Here is a 16256-nt window from a genome sequence, read left to right on the forward strand (position 1 = left end):
AAAACGCCGCTTCGAACGTTGTTGTGAGAAATGTGATGCGGTGACGGCTTGAGAGATCGTTCCTGATCTGCAAGCGAGTAACTGCAAGCAAGATCTGCGCACGCTGCGCAGACCAGAAAGAGTGTGCCCCGTTGGACCACCAAATCCGCGAAATCAGCTACTGGAAGAATGTCCGGTCCAAGATGCGTCTGCAGCCCTTCGTGCACGCAGTCGAATCCAGCGCCGTTCCCATCGTCATTGCCGATCCCTTCGAGCCTGATTGTCCGCTCGTCTTTGTCAACAATGCCTTCCTCAAGCTCACCGGCTATAGCGAGGACGAGGTGTTGGGCCGCAATTGCCGGTTCCTGCAGGGGCCCGAGACAAGGGCCGAAGACCGCGAGGCGCTGCGACAGGCGATCAAGAAGCAAGAGACGATTAGCCAGGAAATCCTCAATTACCGCAGGGACGGCAGCAAATTCTGGAACGAGCTGCACATGGCACCCATGCTCGATGACCGGGGAGAGCTGCTCTATTACATCGCCACCCAGGTGGACGTGACCCACCGCATCGAGCGGCAGCACGATCTCAAACACCAGCTCGATGCCCAGACCGAGGCGCTGCGCGACCAGGCCGAGCGGACCCATCACATGGCCCGCGAAATGACCCATCGGGTGCGCAATTCGCTGGCGCTCATCCAGGCAATGCTGCGCATGCAGCTCTCGAGCCTCGCCGATGACACTGCCCGCAATGCCCTGATCGGCGCGCTCAGCCGCATCCAGGCCATTGTCGAGATCCAGCGCATCATCGAGCATGGCGATATCGATACGCGCATCGAGATTGGCGAGATCATCGGCTCGATCTGCGAAAAGCTCGACCATATCAGCCGCGCCCATGTCGCCGCATCGGCCGATCCCATCGAAATCGACGAGGATATGATCACCCCGATCGCGTTGATCGTCTCCGAACTGGTCACCAATGCGCAAAAGCATGCCTATGGACCGGATCAGGGCGGCATCATCGCCGTCACCGCGCGCAAGAAGAATGGCGGCATCGAGCTCACCATCCGCGACGATGGCGGGGGCGTGCCCGAAGATTTCGACCCGCGCGCCATCAAGGGGTTCGGCATGAAGATGCTGATGCACGAGATCGACCACCTCGGGGCAACATTGCGGGTTGACCGGCTCGACAAGGGCACGGCGTTTGTCGTCGACATTCCGGAGCGGGTAGCGGAATAGGGCATCTTGCCGGCCAGCCACCGCCCCGGCAGCTACCCCTCGATGGGGGAGGATGGGAGGGCGTGCGGGAGCCCGGATGCCGTGCCTCTCATCCCCACCCCGGCCCTCCCCGCAAGAGGGAGGGTGCCTATTGTGCGTGTGGAAAATCTGGAGCCATTCGAGCCCAGCGCTCATGACCTTCTCGCCTCAAATCGCGCCACCGGCGCGATTTGCCCTTACGGGACGGCGTGAAGTCAGACGAAGCGGTTGACCAGGTTTTCGAGATATTCCTGGCGGCCGGACTTGGGCTGCGGGTTGATATTGTCGGATGCGACCTTGGCGGCAATATCCTCAAGGCTGAGCTTGCCGCCGAGAATGTCCTGCCCGAGGCCATTGTTCCAACCGGCATAGCGGTCGTCCAGCATCTTGTCGAACTCACCGTCCTCGATCAGCGCCACGGCGCCCTTGAGGCCGCGCGCCAGCGTGTCGAGACCCAGGATGTGGCCATGCAGCAGGTCGGCCGGATCGAGCGACTGGCGGCGCACCTTGGCGTCGAAGTTGAAGCCGCCCTTGCCGAGGCCACCCTGCTTGAGGATGTAATAGAAGGCCAAGGCCATTTCGCCGGCATTATTGGGGAAGTGGTCGGTGTCCCAGCCGGACTGCAGATCGTTGCGGTTGGCGTCGACTGAGCCGAGCTGGCCAAGCGAGGAGGCAACAGCCAGTTCATGCTCGAAGGAGTGACCGGCGAGGAAGGCATGGCCCACCTCGATATTGCACTTCACCTTTTTTTCGAGGCCGTATTTCTGCAGGAAACCGTAAACGGTGGCCACGTCGAAATCGTACTGGTGCTTGCTCGGTTCCTGCGGCTTGGGTTCGATCAGGATCTGACCCTTGAAGCCGATCTTTTCGGCATGCTCGATCACCAGGGTCAGGAAGCGGGCCATCTGGTCCTGTTCCTGGCCGATCTTGGTGTTGAGCAGGGTTTCGTAGCCTTCGCGACCGCCCCAGAGCACATAGTTCTCGCCGCCCAGTTCATGGGTCAGCTCGAGCACGGTCTTCACCTGACCAGCGGCATAGGCGAAAACTTCCGGATCGGGATTGGTGGCGGCACCCGCCATATAGCGGCGGTTGGAGAACAGGTTCGCCGTGCCCCACAGCAGCTTCTTGCCGGTCTGCTGCATCTTCTCGGCAATGATGTCGCCGATGACGCGCAGGTTCTTGTTCGATTCCGCCAGCGTCGCGCCTTCCGGGGCCACGTCCACGTCGTGGAAGGCGAAGAAAGGGACGTCGATCAGGTTGAAGAATTCAAAGGCCACCTCAGCCTTGAGCTTGGCACCGTCGAGACCCTTGTCGAACCAGGGACGATCGAAAGTACGGCCGCCAAACGGGTCGCCGCCTTCCTGGGCGAAGGTGTGCCAGTAAGCGATGGCGGGACGGATATGGTCTTCCATCCGCTTGCCGGCGATCATTTCGTCCTTGTTGTAATGGCGATATGCGAGAGCATTCTTGCTCTGCGGGCCTTCATACTTGACCTGGCTCAGGCCCTTGAAAAAATCACTCACGAACGTGCCTCCTCGATGGCGGGGTAGAGAGCGCGATAGCGCGCATATTGGTCGGAATAGGCACCCGACAGCGATGTGTCGGGCGCAATGGTTGTCTTGATCGGCGGCATGGACATGACGTCGGCCGGGTTGGCGCCGGTCGCGGCACAGAGGCCGAGCCGAGCCGCGCCCAGCGCGCCGCCGAAATCGCCGTCTTCGGGGAGGGCGATTTCCATGTCGAGATTGGTGGCCAGCATTTTGAGCCAGAGTGCGGATTTGGAACCACCGCCCACCGCCAGCAGGCGATTGATCGAGGTGCCGGCATCGGCCAGCACGCGCTGGCAATCGCGCATGGCGAAAGTGACACCTTCCATCACCGCCTGGGCCAGTTGCGCCGTGTCGGTGGACTGGGAGAGGCCAGTAAACGAGCCGCGGGCACCGGCATTATTGTGCGGGGTGCGCTCGCCCGAGAGATAGGGCAGGAAGATGGCTTCGCCTGGTCCCTTGAACTGGGCTTCGGCTTCACCCGAAAGCTCGGCCTGCTTCTTGCCGGTGATGCGGCTCAGCCAGTTGAGCGAATCCGTGGCCGAGAGGATGACGCCCATCTGGTGCCAGGTATCGGGAATGGCGTGGCAGAAGGCATGCACGGCCCCAGCCGTATTGGGGCTGAATTTTTCGTTGGAGACGAAGAGCACGCCTGATGTGCCGAGCGACACGAACCCCTCGCCGGGCCGGATCGCGCCGATACCGCAGGCGGCAGCGGCATTGTCGCCGGCGCCACCGGCCACGACGACCGGGCCAGACATGCCCCAACGCGAAACGTATTTATCCTTGAGCTGTGCCGAAACGGCAGAGCCCTCGACCAGTGATGGCATGTGGTCACGGGTCAAACCCGTCACCCCCAGCAGCTCGTCCGACCAGTCGCGCTTGGCCACGTCCAACCACAGCGTTCCGGCGGCATCAGACATGTCCTCGACATGCTCACCGGTCAGCAGTAGGCGCACATAGGCCTTGGGCAGCAGCACCTTTCTTATCTGGCGGTAGATGTCTGGCTCGTGTTTTCTGACCCAGGCAATTTTCGGCGCGGTAAAGCCCGGCATGGCGATATTGCCGGCCAGCTGCCGCAGATTGGGGAGCGCCGCTTCCATCTCGCCGCATTCAGCGGCAGAGCGGCCATCGTTCCAGAGGATACAGGGGCGCAGGACCGCATCATTCTCGCCCAGCAGCGTCGCGCCATGCATATGACCGGACAGGCCAATGCCCTTGACCGCCGCCAGTTCCTTGGGATGGCTGGCCTTGAGCTTGTCCACGGCGCCGAGCGTGGCCGTCCACCAATCTGTCGGGTTCTGCTCGGACCAGCCGGGATGCGGGCGAACCGGCTCTACGGCGGGGGCCGAGGCCTCGCCCAGCGCCTTGCCGGCCGCGTCGATCAGGAGCGCCTTGACGCCGGAAGTGCCGATATCAATGCCCAGAAATGTCATGAGGCACGTACCTCATCTGGCTGCGGCAGAAACATCTCTTACTCCTCCCTCGCCCCGTTTGCGGGGCAGCGCCGAATTTTTGAGTGACGCGTTTCTTAGCGCAGATTGTGACCGAGGAAAACGGGAATTTCAACTTGGAGCTGCGCCCAAAGCGCAAAATCTCCTCTGTCGGGGCATTTTAAGCGAGAAGGTCGCGAGAGCTATGCTCGAGTGGCACAAAGGAACGAGGCATCATCGCCCTCACCCCTCGCGGGGCAATTCGATCTCACAAGAGTTTGAGCCTGTTGCACACCCCCACCCAACCTCCCCTGTTAAGGGAAGTGTTTAGTTTGGGCGCATTGATAACCAGTGTCAGGGCTCTTTCGCCTCCCTCCCACTTGAGGGGAGGGAATGAGGGTGGGGGTGCTGAACCATCAGAAAATCCGTTGGTTTCATGGGAGTTTGCTGAAGCTGCAGCACCCCCACCTAACCTCCCCCTGTAGAAGGGGGAGGGACAGCAGGAGCCGAAGCGCCAACGCCTCCTGACGCGCTCAAAGTGAACACCCACTCTCCCGCAAGGGGAGAAGGGAAGACGCGGCTCACCGCAGATTGTCCTTCAAGAAAATCCCGATCTCGATCGGATCGGTCACGGCGCTGCGGGCCGTGCCCAGCGCCAATGCCCGTGCTGCCGCAATGGCTTCACGGATTTCGCCATCGGGGTTCTGGTCGAGCACCACGTCGATGGCGCCGCTGCGCAGGCCGGCGCGGGTGGGCTCGGTCAATTCGTGGGCGATGACGCGCAGGCTGCGGGCCCGGCCGGACTGTTCCAGCGCCGCCACCAGCCCGGCATTGCCGGCGCCGAAATTATAGAGCCCGGCAAGGTCGGGATTATCCTCGAGAATGGCGCCGACGATCCCGGCGGTCTGGTCGCGCTCGTCATGCCCCTCGAAGGGGCCAAGCATGGTGACCTCGGGGAATTCGGCGCCCAGCGCCGCCCGGAACCCTTCCAGCCGCTCGGCATGGTCGCGCAGGTGCAAAGAGCCGGCGATCAGCGCCACCTTGCCCTTGCCGGAGAGAAACCGCCCCATCAGCGAGGCAGCAGTGCGCCCGGCCGCGACATTGTCGATGCCGATGAAATTGCGCCGCGCTGACCCCGGCAGGTCCGAGACTAGCGTCATCACCGCAATCCCGCGGCGATGGGCGGCATCGACCGCGGCGATCACCTCGGGCTCCTCGCTGGCGACGATAACGGCGCAGTCGCAATGGCGTGCGTCCAGCCCATCGAGCCCCTCGGCCAGCCCGGCGCCATCCAGCGGCTTGACGCGGCGGGTGTCGAGGTGAATGCGATCGCCCAGCGCCTGGCCGAATCGGCGGGTAACCGCCTCGGCAAGACTGTCCATGAACTCGTTGGACCCGTCGGGGATGAAGAACACGACACTGAGGTCGCGGGCTCGCGCCATCAGCGACGCATTGAGGTCGCGCGAAAAGCCGATGCGCGCAATGGCCTCCTCAACCTTTTCGGCCGTGGCCGCGCGCACGCCGGGGCGGGCATTGAGCACGCGGTCGACCGTGGCCAGGGACACACCTGCCGCCCGCGCCACATCGTGAACCGTGGCCCGCCGCTTCATCGTCTCTTCGGTCAAACCGTTTCCCCTGCCGGACCGCACAAGTTTGGCGACACACTTGTTTCCAAAGGCGCAAACGTCAAGTGCAGCGTTGCAGGCAGGGGGCAATAAGGCTAGAGCTCCACCCCCAGAGCGGGAAAAGGGGACTCGACAATGGCAATCACGGTTTCAACCTTCGGCGACTTTCGCGGACAGCGGGTCGATCAGTTCCGGCTGGTAAGCGATAGCGGCGTTACCGTCGACATCATTGGCTATGGCGTGGTCGTGCGCGACTGGCGCGTGCCAGTGGCCGGCGGCGAGCGCTCGGTGGTGCTCGGCTTTGACAGCTTTGACGCCTATCCCGCCCATAGCCCGCATTTCGGTTCGCTGGCCGGGCGCGTTGCCAACCGCATCAAGGACGCGTCCTTCACCCTCGATGGCACCACCTACAAGCTGCCGCCCAATGCCGGCAATCTGCAGCTGCATGGCGGCGAGGACGGGCTGGGCCGCCAGGTCTGGTCGGCCCAGGTGGACAATGCCAATAATGCCGTGCGCTTCACCCATTTCTCGCCCGATGGCGCCATGGGCTATCCCGGCAATGTCAATTTCGCTGCCACCTATAGCCTGCTTGGCAATCGCCTGCGGCTCGAATTGACCGCCACCACCGACCGGGCCACCCCGATCAGCCTGGTGCAGCACCAATATTTCAATCTCGGCACCACAGACACGGTGCTGGACCACACCATTCAGGTCAATTCCAGCGCCTATACCGAACTGGGGGACGATCTCGCCCCCACCGGCGCCATCCTGCCCTCGCGCGGCACCATTTACGATCTGCGCAATCCGCGCACCATGCGTGACGCCAATGGCGCGCCCGTCGATTACGATATGGGCCTCGTGCTCGACACCGGCCGCAGGACTGCCGACCCGATCGCCACGGTGGTGTCGCCCGACAAGGATCTGACGCTCAAGCTGTGGAGCGATCGGCCGGGCGTGCAGGTCTATAACAGCGTCTGGACCGACATTCCGGTGCCCGGGCTCAATGGCAAGAGCTACAAGAAGCATTCCGGCTTCTGCCTTGAGGATCAGGCGCTGGCCGATGCGGTGCACAACCCGCATTTCCCCAATGTCATCTATTCGCCCGAGCGCCCCTATGGGCATTGGTGCGAAATCGAGATCGCCTGACGCGTCAGCCCGGCTGGATGCCGGGTCACGCTGCTGACGCGGCCTGTCAGGCCAAGAGCCAATGCTCCTGTCATGCCAATGGCAGGAGACAGCAATGGATGGGTTCGCTTGGACAAGACAGAACGCCTGTTTTCGATCATGGACGCCCTGCGCCGGCATCGCCGCCCGGTTACCGCGGCGGCGCTTGCCGAGGAACAGGGCGTATCGGTGCGTACGCTCTATCGCGACATTCAGACCCTTATCGGGCTGGGTGCGCCGATCGATGGCGAAGCCGGCGTGGGCTATATGCTGAAGCCCGGCTTCTTCCTGCCACCCCTGATGTTCTCGCCTGAAGAGCTCGAGGCCCTGGTGCTGGGCGCGCGCTGGGTGGAAACCCAGCCCGATGATGGGCTGAGCGTGGCGGCGCGTAATGCGCTGGCCAAGATCGCCACCGCCTCACCCGAAGATCTGCGCGACCGCATCAACGACACCGCGCTCTGGCCGGTGGCCGTCTGGGGCGAGCGCCGCCCCATCCCGGTGCTGGGCGATATCCGTCTTGCCATGCGGCAGGAAAAGGCGGTGCAGATCGAATATGAGGACGTCGAAGGCCGCGCCACCAGCCGCACCATCTGGCCGGTGGGCCTGGCCTTTTACGAGGGCAAGCAGACCATTGCCGCCTGGTGCCTGTTGCGCCAGGACTTCCGCAGCTTCCGCACCGATCGCATCGCCAGCCTCACCATCACCCAAGAGCGCTACGGCAAACGCCGCGCCGTCCTCGAACGCGAATGGCGCGCCAGCTGGACGCATGAATAGGCGCTACCTGCTCGCTGCCGCACCGCCAACAAAATGACCACGGCATACGCTTTTCACGCGCGACAAGGCGAGCCTGAGTACATTTCAAAGTGCACGCCGCTCTAAATGCTTTCGCCTCCCTCCCCACAGGGGGAAGGGAGGCGATTGAGCAGTATCGACCAGAACGCGAACGCTCTGGCGCGTGAGCCGAAGCGCTCGCCTTATTCGGCGGCGTCTTCCTTGGCTTCCTTGGCGATTTCCTTGCCGGTGGCCTGGTCGAGCACCTTCATGGAGAGGCGGACCTTGCCGCGCTCGTCAAAGCCCAGGAGCTTGACCCACACCTTGTCGCCTTCCTTGACCACATCGGTGGTCTTGGCAACGCGGGCTTCGGCCAGCTGGGAAATGTGGACCAGGCCATCCTTGGCGCCAAAGAAGTTGACGAAGGCGCCGAAATCGGCGGTCTTGACCACGGTGCCCTGATAGATGGCGCCGATCTCGGGCTCGTCGGTGATCGAGCGGATCCACTTGATGGCGGCTTCGATCTGGCTACCGTCGGAGGACGAAACCTTCACCGTGCCGTCATCTTCGATATTGATCTTGGCGCCGGTCTTTTCGACGATCTCGCGGATGACCTTGCCGCCGGTGCCGATCACTTCACGGATCTTGTCGGTGGGGATCTTGAGGGTCTCGATGCGGGGCGCGAACTCGCCCACTTCGCCACGCGAAGCCGACAGAGCCTTGCTCATTTCACCCAGGATATGGATGCGGCCGTCCTTGGCCTGAGCCAGGGCGATCTTCATGATCTCTTCGGTGATACCGGCGATTTTGATATCCATCTGCAGGCTGGTGACGCCTTCTTCGGTGCCAGCCACCTTGAAGTCCATGTCGCCCAGGTGATCTTCGTCGCCGAGAATGTCGGAGAGAACGGCGAACTTTTCGCCTTCGAGGATCAGGCCCATGGCGATACCGGCCACCGGGCGCTTCATCGGCACGCCGGCATCCATCAGCGCCAGCGAGGTGCCGCACACGGTTGCCATCGAGGAGGAGCCATTGGACTCGGTGATCTCGGAGACCACGCGGATGGTATAGGGGAATTCTTCGACCGACGGGCGGATCGGGTTGATGGCGCGCCATGCGAGCTTGCCATGGCCGATTTCGCGACGGCCGGGCGAACCCATGCGGCCGGCTTCACCGACGGAGTATGGCGGGAAGTTGTAGTGCAGCAGGAAGTTTTCCTTCTTGGTGCCCTCGAGCGAGTCGATGAACTGCTCGTCTTCGCCGGTACCGAGCGTGGCAACCACCAGCGCCTGGGTTTCGCCACGCGTGAAGATGGCAGAACCATGGGTGCGCGGCAGCACGCCCACTTCGGCCAGGATCGGACGCACGGTCTTGAGGTCGCGGCCGTCGATACGGCTGCCGGTGTCCAGAATGTTCCAGCGCACGATCTTGGCCTGGAGATTGTGGACGACTTCGCCGAGGGCTTCCTTGGAGATCTCTCCGGCTTCGATCTTGGCGGCGAAAGCCTCCTTGACCTTGGCATTGGCGGCGTCGACCGCAGCATAGCGCTGGGCCTTTTCGGTGATCTGGTAGGCAGCGCGCAGATCGGCTTCGGCAATGGCCAGCACTTCGGCCTCGAGAGCCGAGAAGTCCGGAGCCTGGAAGTCGCGCGGCTCCTTGGCGGCCAGTTCTGCCAGCTTGATGATGGCTTCGATCACCTGGGCCGAGGCCTTGTGACCGAACATCACGGCGCCCAGCATCACCTCTTCGGAGAGCTCCTGGGCTTCCGATTCCACCATCAGCACGGCGTCCTGCGTGCCGGCCATGACCAGGTCCAGCTTGCTGTCGGCGCGGCGATCGACCGGCAGGTTCAGCACATATTCGCCATTGACATAGCCGACGCGGGCAGCGCCGATCGGGCCCATGAAGGGAACGCCCGAAATGGTCAGCGCGGCAGAGGCGGCGACCATGGCCAGCACGTCGGGATTGTTCTCCATGTCATGCTGGAGAACGGTGACGACCACCTGGGTCTCGTTCTTGTAGCCATCGGGGAAGAGCGGGCGGATCGGACGGTCGATGAGGCGCGAAACCAGGGTTTCGTTCTCGGTCGGGCGGCCTTCGCGCTTGAAATAGCCGCCCGGGATCTTGCCGGCGGCGAAGTATTTTTCCTGGTAGTTCACGGTCAGCGGGAAGAAGTCCTGGCCGGGCTTGGCGGACTTGGCGCTGACGACGGTGGCGAGCAGGACGGTTTCGCCCAGGGTGGCGAGCACGGCGCCATCGGCCTGGCGGGCGATCTTGCCGGTTTCCAGCGTCAGGGGCTGGCCGCCCCAGTTGAGCTCGACCTTATGGTGATCAAACTTGATCGACATGATTTCGTCTTTCCATTCTGCCGGTCGAGCGGGAACGCGGGGAGAGGCCAAGGGCCCACGAACGCGACCGGTGTGCCCGCACCGGACCCGCACCCTATGTACGTAACCGGCTCAAAATCAGGCACTGTTGCTGTCTGGCGAGACAGAACATGGACAAGACAACAAGCGGCTCCGCGGCGGAAGGCGCCAATAATCCTGCCATGCTCCGGCACCGCCGGCCTCATGCGGGGCGCCGCAAACCGGCGCCGACACGTGCCCCAAAAAGGGCGTTCGGCGCGGAAGGCATGCTCCCGCGCCGGAAACTTCTTGCGCTTAGCGGCGCAGGCCGAGCTTTTCGATCAGCGTCTTGTAGCGGGCTTCGTCCACCTTCTTGAGGTAGTCGAGGAGGCTACGACGCGTCGACACCAGCTTCAGCAGACCACGACGGGAATGGTTATCCTTGTTGTGGCCCTTGAAGTGCTCGGTGAGATTGGCAATGCGCTCGGAGAGGATGGCAACCTGCACTTCCGGCGAGCCGGTGTCGTTGGCCTTGGTTGCGTATTCCTGAATGAGGGCGCTTTTGCGCTCTGCAGTAATCGACATCGGTTGATCCTTTCACAAAAGAGGATTGTGGCCGCCCCAGCCGGGATGTCGTCCAGGTGGGGCCGAGAAAACCGGGCATTGTATCGGACAAGCCGGGCGCCGGTTGCGGGCTCTATAGGGCAAAAAGCCCCGCAAAGCCAGAGATTATTGGTCCATGTCCTCGTCGGGCCGTACCGCGGCGAAGCCGGGGTCGAGCGCGCTGAGGGGAATGCTGAGCGTCCATTCCACCCCATCGGCATGGTCGTGATGGATCACCGTGGCGCCCAGCGCGCCCCCGACCATGGAGAGCAGCACCGTGGTGCCGAAGCCCGCGCGCCCCGGCGGGGGCAGGGGCTGGGACAGGGTTTCGCGCCAGTCCAGCACCAGCCGCTCGTCGGCGATGCGCCAGTCCAGCCGGATCTGGCCGCCCGGATCGGCAATTGCGCCGTAGCGGGTGGCATTGGTGGCGAGCTCGTGCAGCGCCATGCCTAGGATCTGGGCGCCCTGCGGATTGATGCGGATGGTGGGTCCGCTTACGAGGATGCGCCCATCGGCGGGACGGAACGGGGCCAGCTGCTGATCGACCAGATCGGACAGCCCCACCCCGGCGCGGCCATGGGCCAACAACAGATCGGTGGAGCGCGCCAGGCCCATGATGCGGCGCTCCAGCGCCTGCACATAGGTGGGTACATCGGTGGTGCCGCGGGCGGTCTGCTTGGCCATGGCGGCAATGACGGCCATCTGGTTCTTGGAGCGATGCGCAAGCTCGCGCATGAGAAACCGCACGTCACGCTCGGCAGCCTGCAATTGCGCCGAGGATTCGGCCAGGGTGGTCGATATCTCGGTGATCTCAGCCACCGGGTATTGCCCGGCGGTGACGATTTCCCCGCGCCCCAGGCGCCGCGCTTCCCGCTGCAGGCCCTGCACGGAGCGGCGGATGCGCTGGGCGAGGAGAAAGGCGATGAGCGAGGCGACGAGCGCGATGGCGACGCCCCAGGCCGTCAGCTGCAAGACCGATTCTCCCAGCGGCCGGCTGACCTGAGCCGCCGAGGCCCAGGCGACGATGCGCCAGCCGCTGAGGCCGGAGCGCCATTCCGCCGTCACCACGCGCTGGTCGTTGACCACTTCCTCTGTCCAGTCGCTGGCATTAGTGGTGGTCTCGCGGCGCAGCGGCAGGATGTCTCCGATGCGCAGGCCGGCCTCGGAGGTGGCGGCAATGATGGTATTGCCGCGATCCACCAAGGCTGCATGCCAGCCCGCCGGCATTTGCCGCGATTGCAGCGCCGGCACCAGATTGGCGGCATTCTGCGTCAGGGCGAGAAGCACGGTGGAGCCGGCATTGGACACCGGCAGCCAGACATTAAACACATAGGATTGCGCCGTCTGTCCGAAGAACAGGCTCGATACCGTGGCCACGCCGCGCTCGCGCGCCAGAATGGCGGTTTCGTCGTCGGAAGTTTTGCCCAGCGGCTCGCCATAGCTGACGCGGGTATTGAGCAGCTGGTTCATGTCGGCATCGACGGCGAGCAGATAGGTGCCGGTGCCGGCCAGCGCCTCGACGCCGCGATCGTGAAACTGGGCGAGATCACCCTCGTAAAGCGCGGAATCGCTGGAGAGCACGCGCAGTGTCGTGCCCATGCCGGCGATTTCGCGATCGACCGAATGGCCCATGGCCTGCACGGTGGCATTGGTGAGGGCGCGCACCACCTGGTCCTGCGCGTCATTGGTGCGCATCAGCAGGATGAGGGCCACGGCGAAGGCCGGCACCAGGATGACGAGAATGAGGGCGAACAGGTAATGAGCAACCGGCCGGGCGCGCCTTGGCGGGGGAAGATTGCCATCGGGTTGGGCAGAGGGTCGCTCAGGGGCGGCGTTGTCCGCCATTCGCAACCTCCAGTGCAGTCGGGCGTGAACTCACTCGTTGAGAGGTAACACGCGACGGCCGATGAGGTTGCAAGGCATGGAAACAGCTTTCCGCCTCTGGTAAAGAGCGCCCATGAGCACCGCAGAAACCGCCTCCCAGACCCGCCCCAAGAAGCTGTTTATCCGCACCTATGGGTGCCAGATGAACGTCTATGACAGCGACCGCATGGCCGATGCGCTGGCGCCGCAAGGCTATGAGCCGACCACGGAGATCGAAGACGCCGATCTCGTGCTGCTCAACACCTGCCATATCCGCGAAAAGGCCTCCGAGAAGGTGTTTTCCGAGCTTGGGCGGCTCAAGGAATTGCAGAGCGAAAAGCGCGCCAGTGGCGGCGATCTGATGATCGGTGTGGCCGGCTGCGTGGCTCAAGCCGAGGGTGAGGAAATCGCCCGCCGCGCCCCGGTGGTCGACATGGTGTTCGGACCGCAGGCCTACCACCGCCTGCCCGACATGCTGGCGCGCGCCGAAAGCCAGCGCCACATGCATCCCAGTCTTAAAAAGCCTGTGATCGACACTGATTTCCCCGAGGAAGACAAGTTCGCCCACCTGCCGGCGGCCAAGAAGGAAGTGACGCTGACCCGCGGCCTCACCGCCTTCCTGACCGTGCAGGAAGGCTGCGACAAATTCTGTTCGTTCTGCGTCGTGCCCTATACGCGCGGCGCCGAGGTCAGCCGTCCGGTGCATCAGGTGCTTGAGGAAGCGCGCCGGCTGGTCGATGCCGGGGTCAAGGAAATCACCCTGCTCGGCCAGAACGTCAACGCCTATCATGGTCTCGATGCCACGGGGCGCCCCGTGGGCCTGGGTGAACTGGCCTATCTCCTGGCCGAAATTTCCGGGCTCGAGCGGCTGCGCTATACCACCAGCCATCCGCGCGACATGGACGACGCATTGATTGCGGCGCATCGCGACCTGCCGCTGCTCATGCCCTATCTGCACCTGCCGGTGCAGTCCGGTTCGGATCGCATCCTCAAGGCCATGAACCGTAAGCACACATCAGCCGAATATCTGGCGCTGATCGACAAGATCAAGGCAGCGCGGCCCGACATGGCGCTATCAGGCGATTTCATTGTCGGCTTTCCCGGTGAAAACGACCAGGACTTCGAGGATACGCTGAGCATCATCCGCGAGACCGGCTATGCCTCGGCCTATTCGTTCAAATATTCCACCCGCCCCGGCACGCCCGGCGCCAATCTCGGCGATCAGATTGCCGAAGAGGTCAAGACCGAGCGGCTCTATCGGCTGCAGGAGCTGGTCAACGCCCAGACCACGGCTTTCCACGCCTCCTGCGTTGGCAAGACCATGCCGGTCTTGATCGAACGCGTCGGCCGCATGCAAGGCCAGGTCGGCGGCCGCTCCCCCTATCTGCAAGCCGTGCATCTCGACGGCCCAACCAGCCTGATCGGCGCCATCCACCAGGTCGAAATCATCGGTACCAGCACCAATTCGCTGGTCGGCCGATTGAAACAGGCCGTGGCGGCGTAAGCGCGAGGCGCCGGAAATTTCGACCCCCGCCTTCAAAACTGCCCGGTCCTATGTCGCGGAAATAGATTTTTTGCGCGCCGTTTCGGTGCTGGTAGTGTTGATCTGCCATTTGCAGATCAACATCCTGCCCGGCGGCTTCGTCGGCGTAGACGTGTTTTTCGTCATATCCGGCTATGTGGTGGCGTTGTCCCTGCTACATCGCAGCTTCAAGGGCATCGCCGATTTCATTTTCGGCTTTTATGCGCGGCGGTTTCTCCGCATTTTCCCGGCATTGATCCTGTGCGTGTCGGTCACGGCCCTGCTGACCGTGCTGTTCGTGCCGCAATCCTGGCTGAGCCAGGCTGTCTATGCCACAGGCCGCTATGCGCTGTTCGGCTTCAGCAACCTTGCCCTCATCTGGTTCGATGACGGCTACTTCTCGCCACGCAGCGATTTCAACCCATTTACCCACACGTGGTCATTGGGGGTGGAAGAGCAGTTTTACCTGATCTTCCCCTTGATGTTCCTTGCCCTCATCGCGCCCTGGGTGTTGCGGGGCCGGAAGGCCCTGCCGGGCCTCGCAGTGCTCGCCATCGCCTCGGTAGCGTCACTGGTTTACGCTTGGCATCTGGGCAATGCCGATGCGCGCGCCGCCTACTACCTGCTGGCGTCCCGCTGGTGGGAGCTAGCTTCAGGCGTCATGCTGGCGGTGTTGCATGCCAGCTACCCCCATTGGCGCATAACCGACCGGTGGCGTGGAGCGCTGGCGATTGCGGGCCTGGTTCTGATCGGACTTGCAACGCTTTATGCCGATCCCGCACACTTTCCCTATCCATGGGCGTTGCTGCCCGTCTTTGGGGCGGTGTTGTTCCTGCATGGCGTGGCGGGCGACAGGCCGGTGGGGGGCAAGATCGGTGCGTTGCTGAGCCAGCCTGTCGCCCTTTACATCGGCCGCATCTCTTATTCACTCTACCTCTGGCACTGGCCAATGATCGTGCTGTTCCGCTGGACGGTCGGGATCGATGGGCCGCTGGAGATTGCCGCCGCTATAGCGCTCAGTTTTGCGGCGGCCTCTGCCTCCTATCATTTTTTAGAGACCCCGATCCGTCGGCTCGGGCACAGACAATTCCGCTTCTTCAATATCGCTGTGGTCGGCGCCGGTCTGGCCTCCATTGCCCTGGCCCTCTTCACCTATTCAGCGCTTTTCGCGCATCGCGATGCGCTGACCCTCAGCGTCACCAAAGACCAGCAGGCCTGGTATCCCTATGCCTATGATCGCCCGAGCGATTATACGGGACCAACCTTTGCCGGCCGGACCTTGTTCGCGGTGGGCGACAGTCATCTCGGCGCCTATGAGGCCATGCTCCATTGGACCACAAAGGACCTCAAAATGGAGCTTTGGGCCCGTGGCATCGATGATTGCCAGCTGGCGCGGCTCTACTATCCGATCAACGGCTCCGACCATTGCCAGGCCCTGGTCGAGAACATCCTGAGTGGGATCGAGGCCAAGGCAAAGCCCGGCGATATCGTGTTTTTCCCGACACTTCGGGGGCACCGTCTGGTCGATCAATGGTTCCATTTCGACCTTGAAGACGTTCGCGGCTACAATGCCAGCGAGGGCTTTGCCGAAAGCCTGCGTTTCGCGGTGGACCAGAATCTGCCCTATTTCGAGCGGCTGGCGTCCAAGGGCCTGATTATCCTCCTGGACCTGCCCAAACCCACCATGATGACCGTGCCCTATCGCTGCGCCGATTGGTTCAATAGGTCCAATCCGATCTGCGCGGCTGGCGACACGGTGCCACGCAGTCTCATGCTGGAGCTGCGCCAGCCCATGATCGCAGCGCTCGATATGGTCGCGCAGCGCGTCCCGGCGCTGCATCTGTGGGACCCGTTCCCGCTGCTCTGTCCTGAGGACCCGTGCGGTGTCTATGATGCGACAGGACCGCTCTTCATGGACGGCGACCATATCAGCGGGCATGGCAACCAGGTACTGCTCCCGGCCTTCCGCGCCGAAATCGTCAGCCTGTTGCAAGGGCAGTCGTCCACTTCAAACCGCGGCTGAAGCGAGGCGCGGTCACCTCCCTCACCCTCTCGTGGGAGGGAGCCAAGGTCGCCCCAACCAGAACGTGAAAAGCTCTGGGCTGAACACGACGGCTTCAGCGTTTGGGACGCCCCATGCTCGCGGGCAAA

At 63.1% G+C, this 16256-nt stretch carries 11 protein-coding genes; 5 read left to right on the forward strand and 6 right to left on the reverse strand.

Going from position 1 to position 16256, the window contains the following annotated elements; translation table 11 throughout:
* Positions 1 to 131: 131 nt before the first annotated feature.
* The gene (locus tag BGO80_RS10615; protein WP_286721385.1) at positions 132 to 1214 is read left to right on the forward strand and encodes a PAS domain-containing protein; all 1083 of its coding nucleotides are present in this window, start codon (positions 132 to 134) and stop codon (positions 1212 to 1214) included.
* Between the two features lie 233 nt (positions 1215 to 1447).
* On the opposite strand, the gene xylA is transcribed toward BGO80_RS10615, so the two are convergent.
* The 3 genes from xylA to BGO80_RS10630 all read right to left on the reverse strand — a co-directional run bounded on the left by xylA (position 1448) and on the right by BGO80_RS10630 (position 5837).
* Entirely contained in the window at positions 1448 to 2755 is a 1308-nt protein-coding gene (gene xylA, locus BGO80_RS10620) for a xylose isomerase (RefSeq protein ID WP_286721386.1), read from the reverse strand.
* A complete protein-coding gene (gene xylB / locus BGO80_RS10625; protein WP_286721387.1) occupies positions 2752 to 4215 on the reverse strand; it encodes a xylulokinase in 1464 nt (487 codons plus the stop codon). Before xylB ends, xylA begins: the two co-directional genes overlap by 4 nt.
* A gap of 578 nt (positions 4216 to 4793) precedes the next feature.
* On the reverse strand, positions 4794 to 5837 hold the full coding sequence (locus BGO80_RS10630; protein WP_286721388.1) for a LacI family DNA-binding transcriptional regulator: 1044 nt from the start codon (positions 5835 to 5837) through the stop codon (positions 4794 to 4796).
* Positions 5838 to 5972: 135 nt separating this feature from the next.
* Between BGO80_RS10630 and BGO80_RS10635 the strand changes: the two genes are divergently transcribed.
* Both BGO80_RS10635 and BGO80_RS10640 read left to right on the forward strand, forming a co-directional pair.
* Positions 5973 to 6983 (forward strand): aldose epimerase family protein, encoded by a 1011-nt coding sequence (locus BGO80_RS10635; protein WP_286721389.1) that lies wholly within the window; start codon positions 5973 to 5975, stop codon positions 6981 to 6983.
* Between the two features lie 108 nt (positions 6984 to 7091).
* Entirely contained in the window at positions 7092 to 7775 is a 684-nt protein-coding gene (locus tag BGO80_RS10640; protein WP_286721391.1) for a helix-turn-helix transcriptional regulator, read from the forward strand.
* Between the two features lie 200 nt (positions 7776 to 7975).
* On the opposite strand, the gene pnp is transcribed toward BGO80_RS10640, so the two are convergent.
* The 3 genes from pnp to BGO80_RS10655 all read right to left on the reverse strand — a co-directional run bounded on the left by pnp (position 7976) and on the right by BGO80_RS10655 (position 12565).
* A complete protein-coding gene (gene pnp, locus BGO80_RS10645) occupies positions 7976 to 10120 on the reverse strand; it encodes a polyribonucleotide nucleotidyltransferase (protein WP_286721393.1) in 2145 nt (714 codons plus the stop codon).
* A gap of 312 nt (positions 10121 to 10432) precedes the next feature.
* A complete protein-coding gene (rpsO, locus tag BGO80_RS10650; protein ID WP_286721395.1) occupies positions 10433 to 10702 on the reverse strand; it encodes a 30S ribosomal protein S15 in 270 nt (89 codons plus the stop codon).
* Between the two features lie 144 nt (positions 10703 to 10846).
* Positions 10847 to 12565, reverse strand: a complete 1719-nt coding sequence (locus tag BGO80_RS10655) for a sensor histidine kinase (RefSeq protein WP_286721396.1) — start codon at positions 12563 to 12565, stop codon at positions 10847 to 10849.
* A 112-nt stretch (positions 12566 to 12677) separates the two neighbouring features.
* On the opposite strand from BGO80_RS10655, the gene miaB reads away from it, so the two are divergent.
* Positions 12678 to 14087 (forward strand): tRNA (N6-isopentenyl adenosine(37)-C2)-methylthiotransferase MiaB, encoded by a 1410-nt coding sequence (miaB, locus tag BGO80_RS10660; RefSeq protein ID WP_286721397.1) that lies wholly within the window; start codon positions 12678 to 12680, stop codon positions 14085 to 14087.
* A 61-nt stretch (positions 14088 to 14148) separates the two neighbouring features.
* Positions 14149 to 16128, forward strand: a complete 1980-nt coding sequence (locus tag BGO80_RS10665; protein ID WP_286723003.1) for an acyltransferase family protein — start codon at positions 14149 to 14151, stop codon at positions 16126 to 16128.
* The last annotated feature ends 128 nt before the right edge of the window (positions 16129 to 16256 follow it).

The organism is Devosia sp. 63-57 (assembly GCF_001899045.1).
GTDB classification, from domain to species: domain Bacteria; phylum Pseudomonadota; class Alphaproteobacteria; order Rhizobiales; family Devosiaceae; genus Devosia; species Devosia equisanguinis.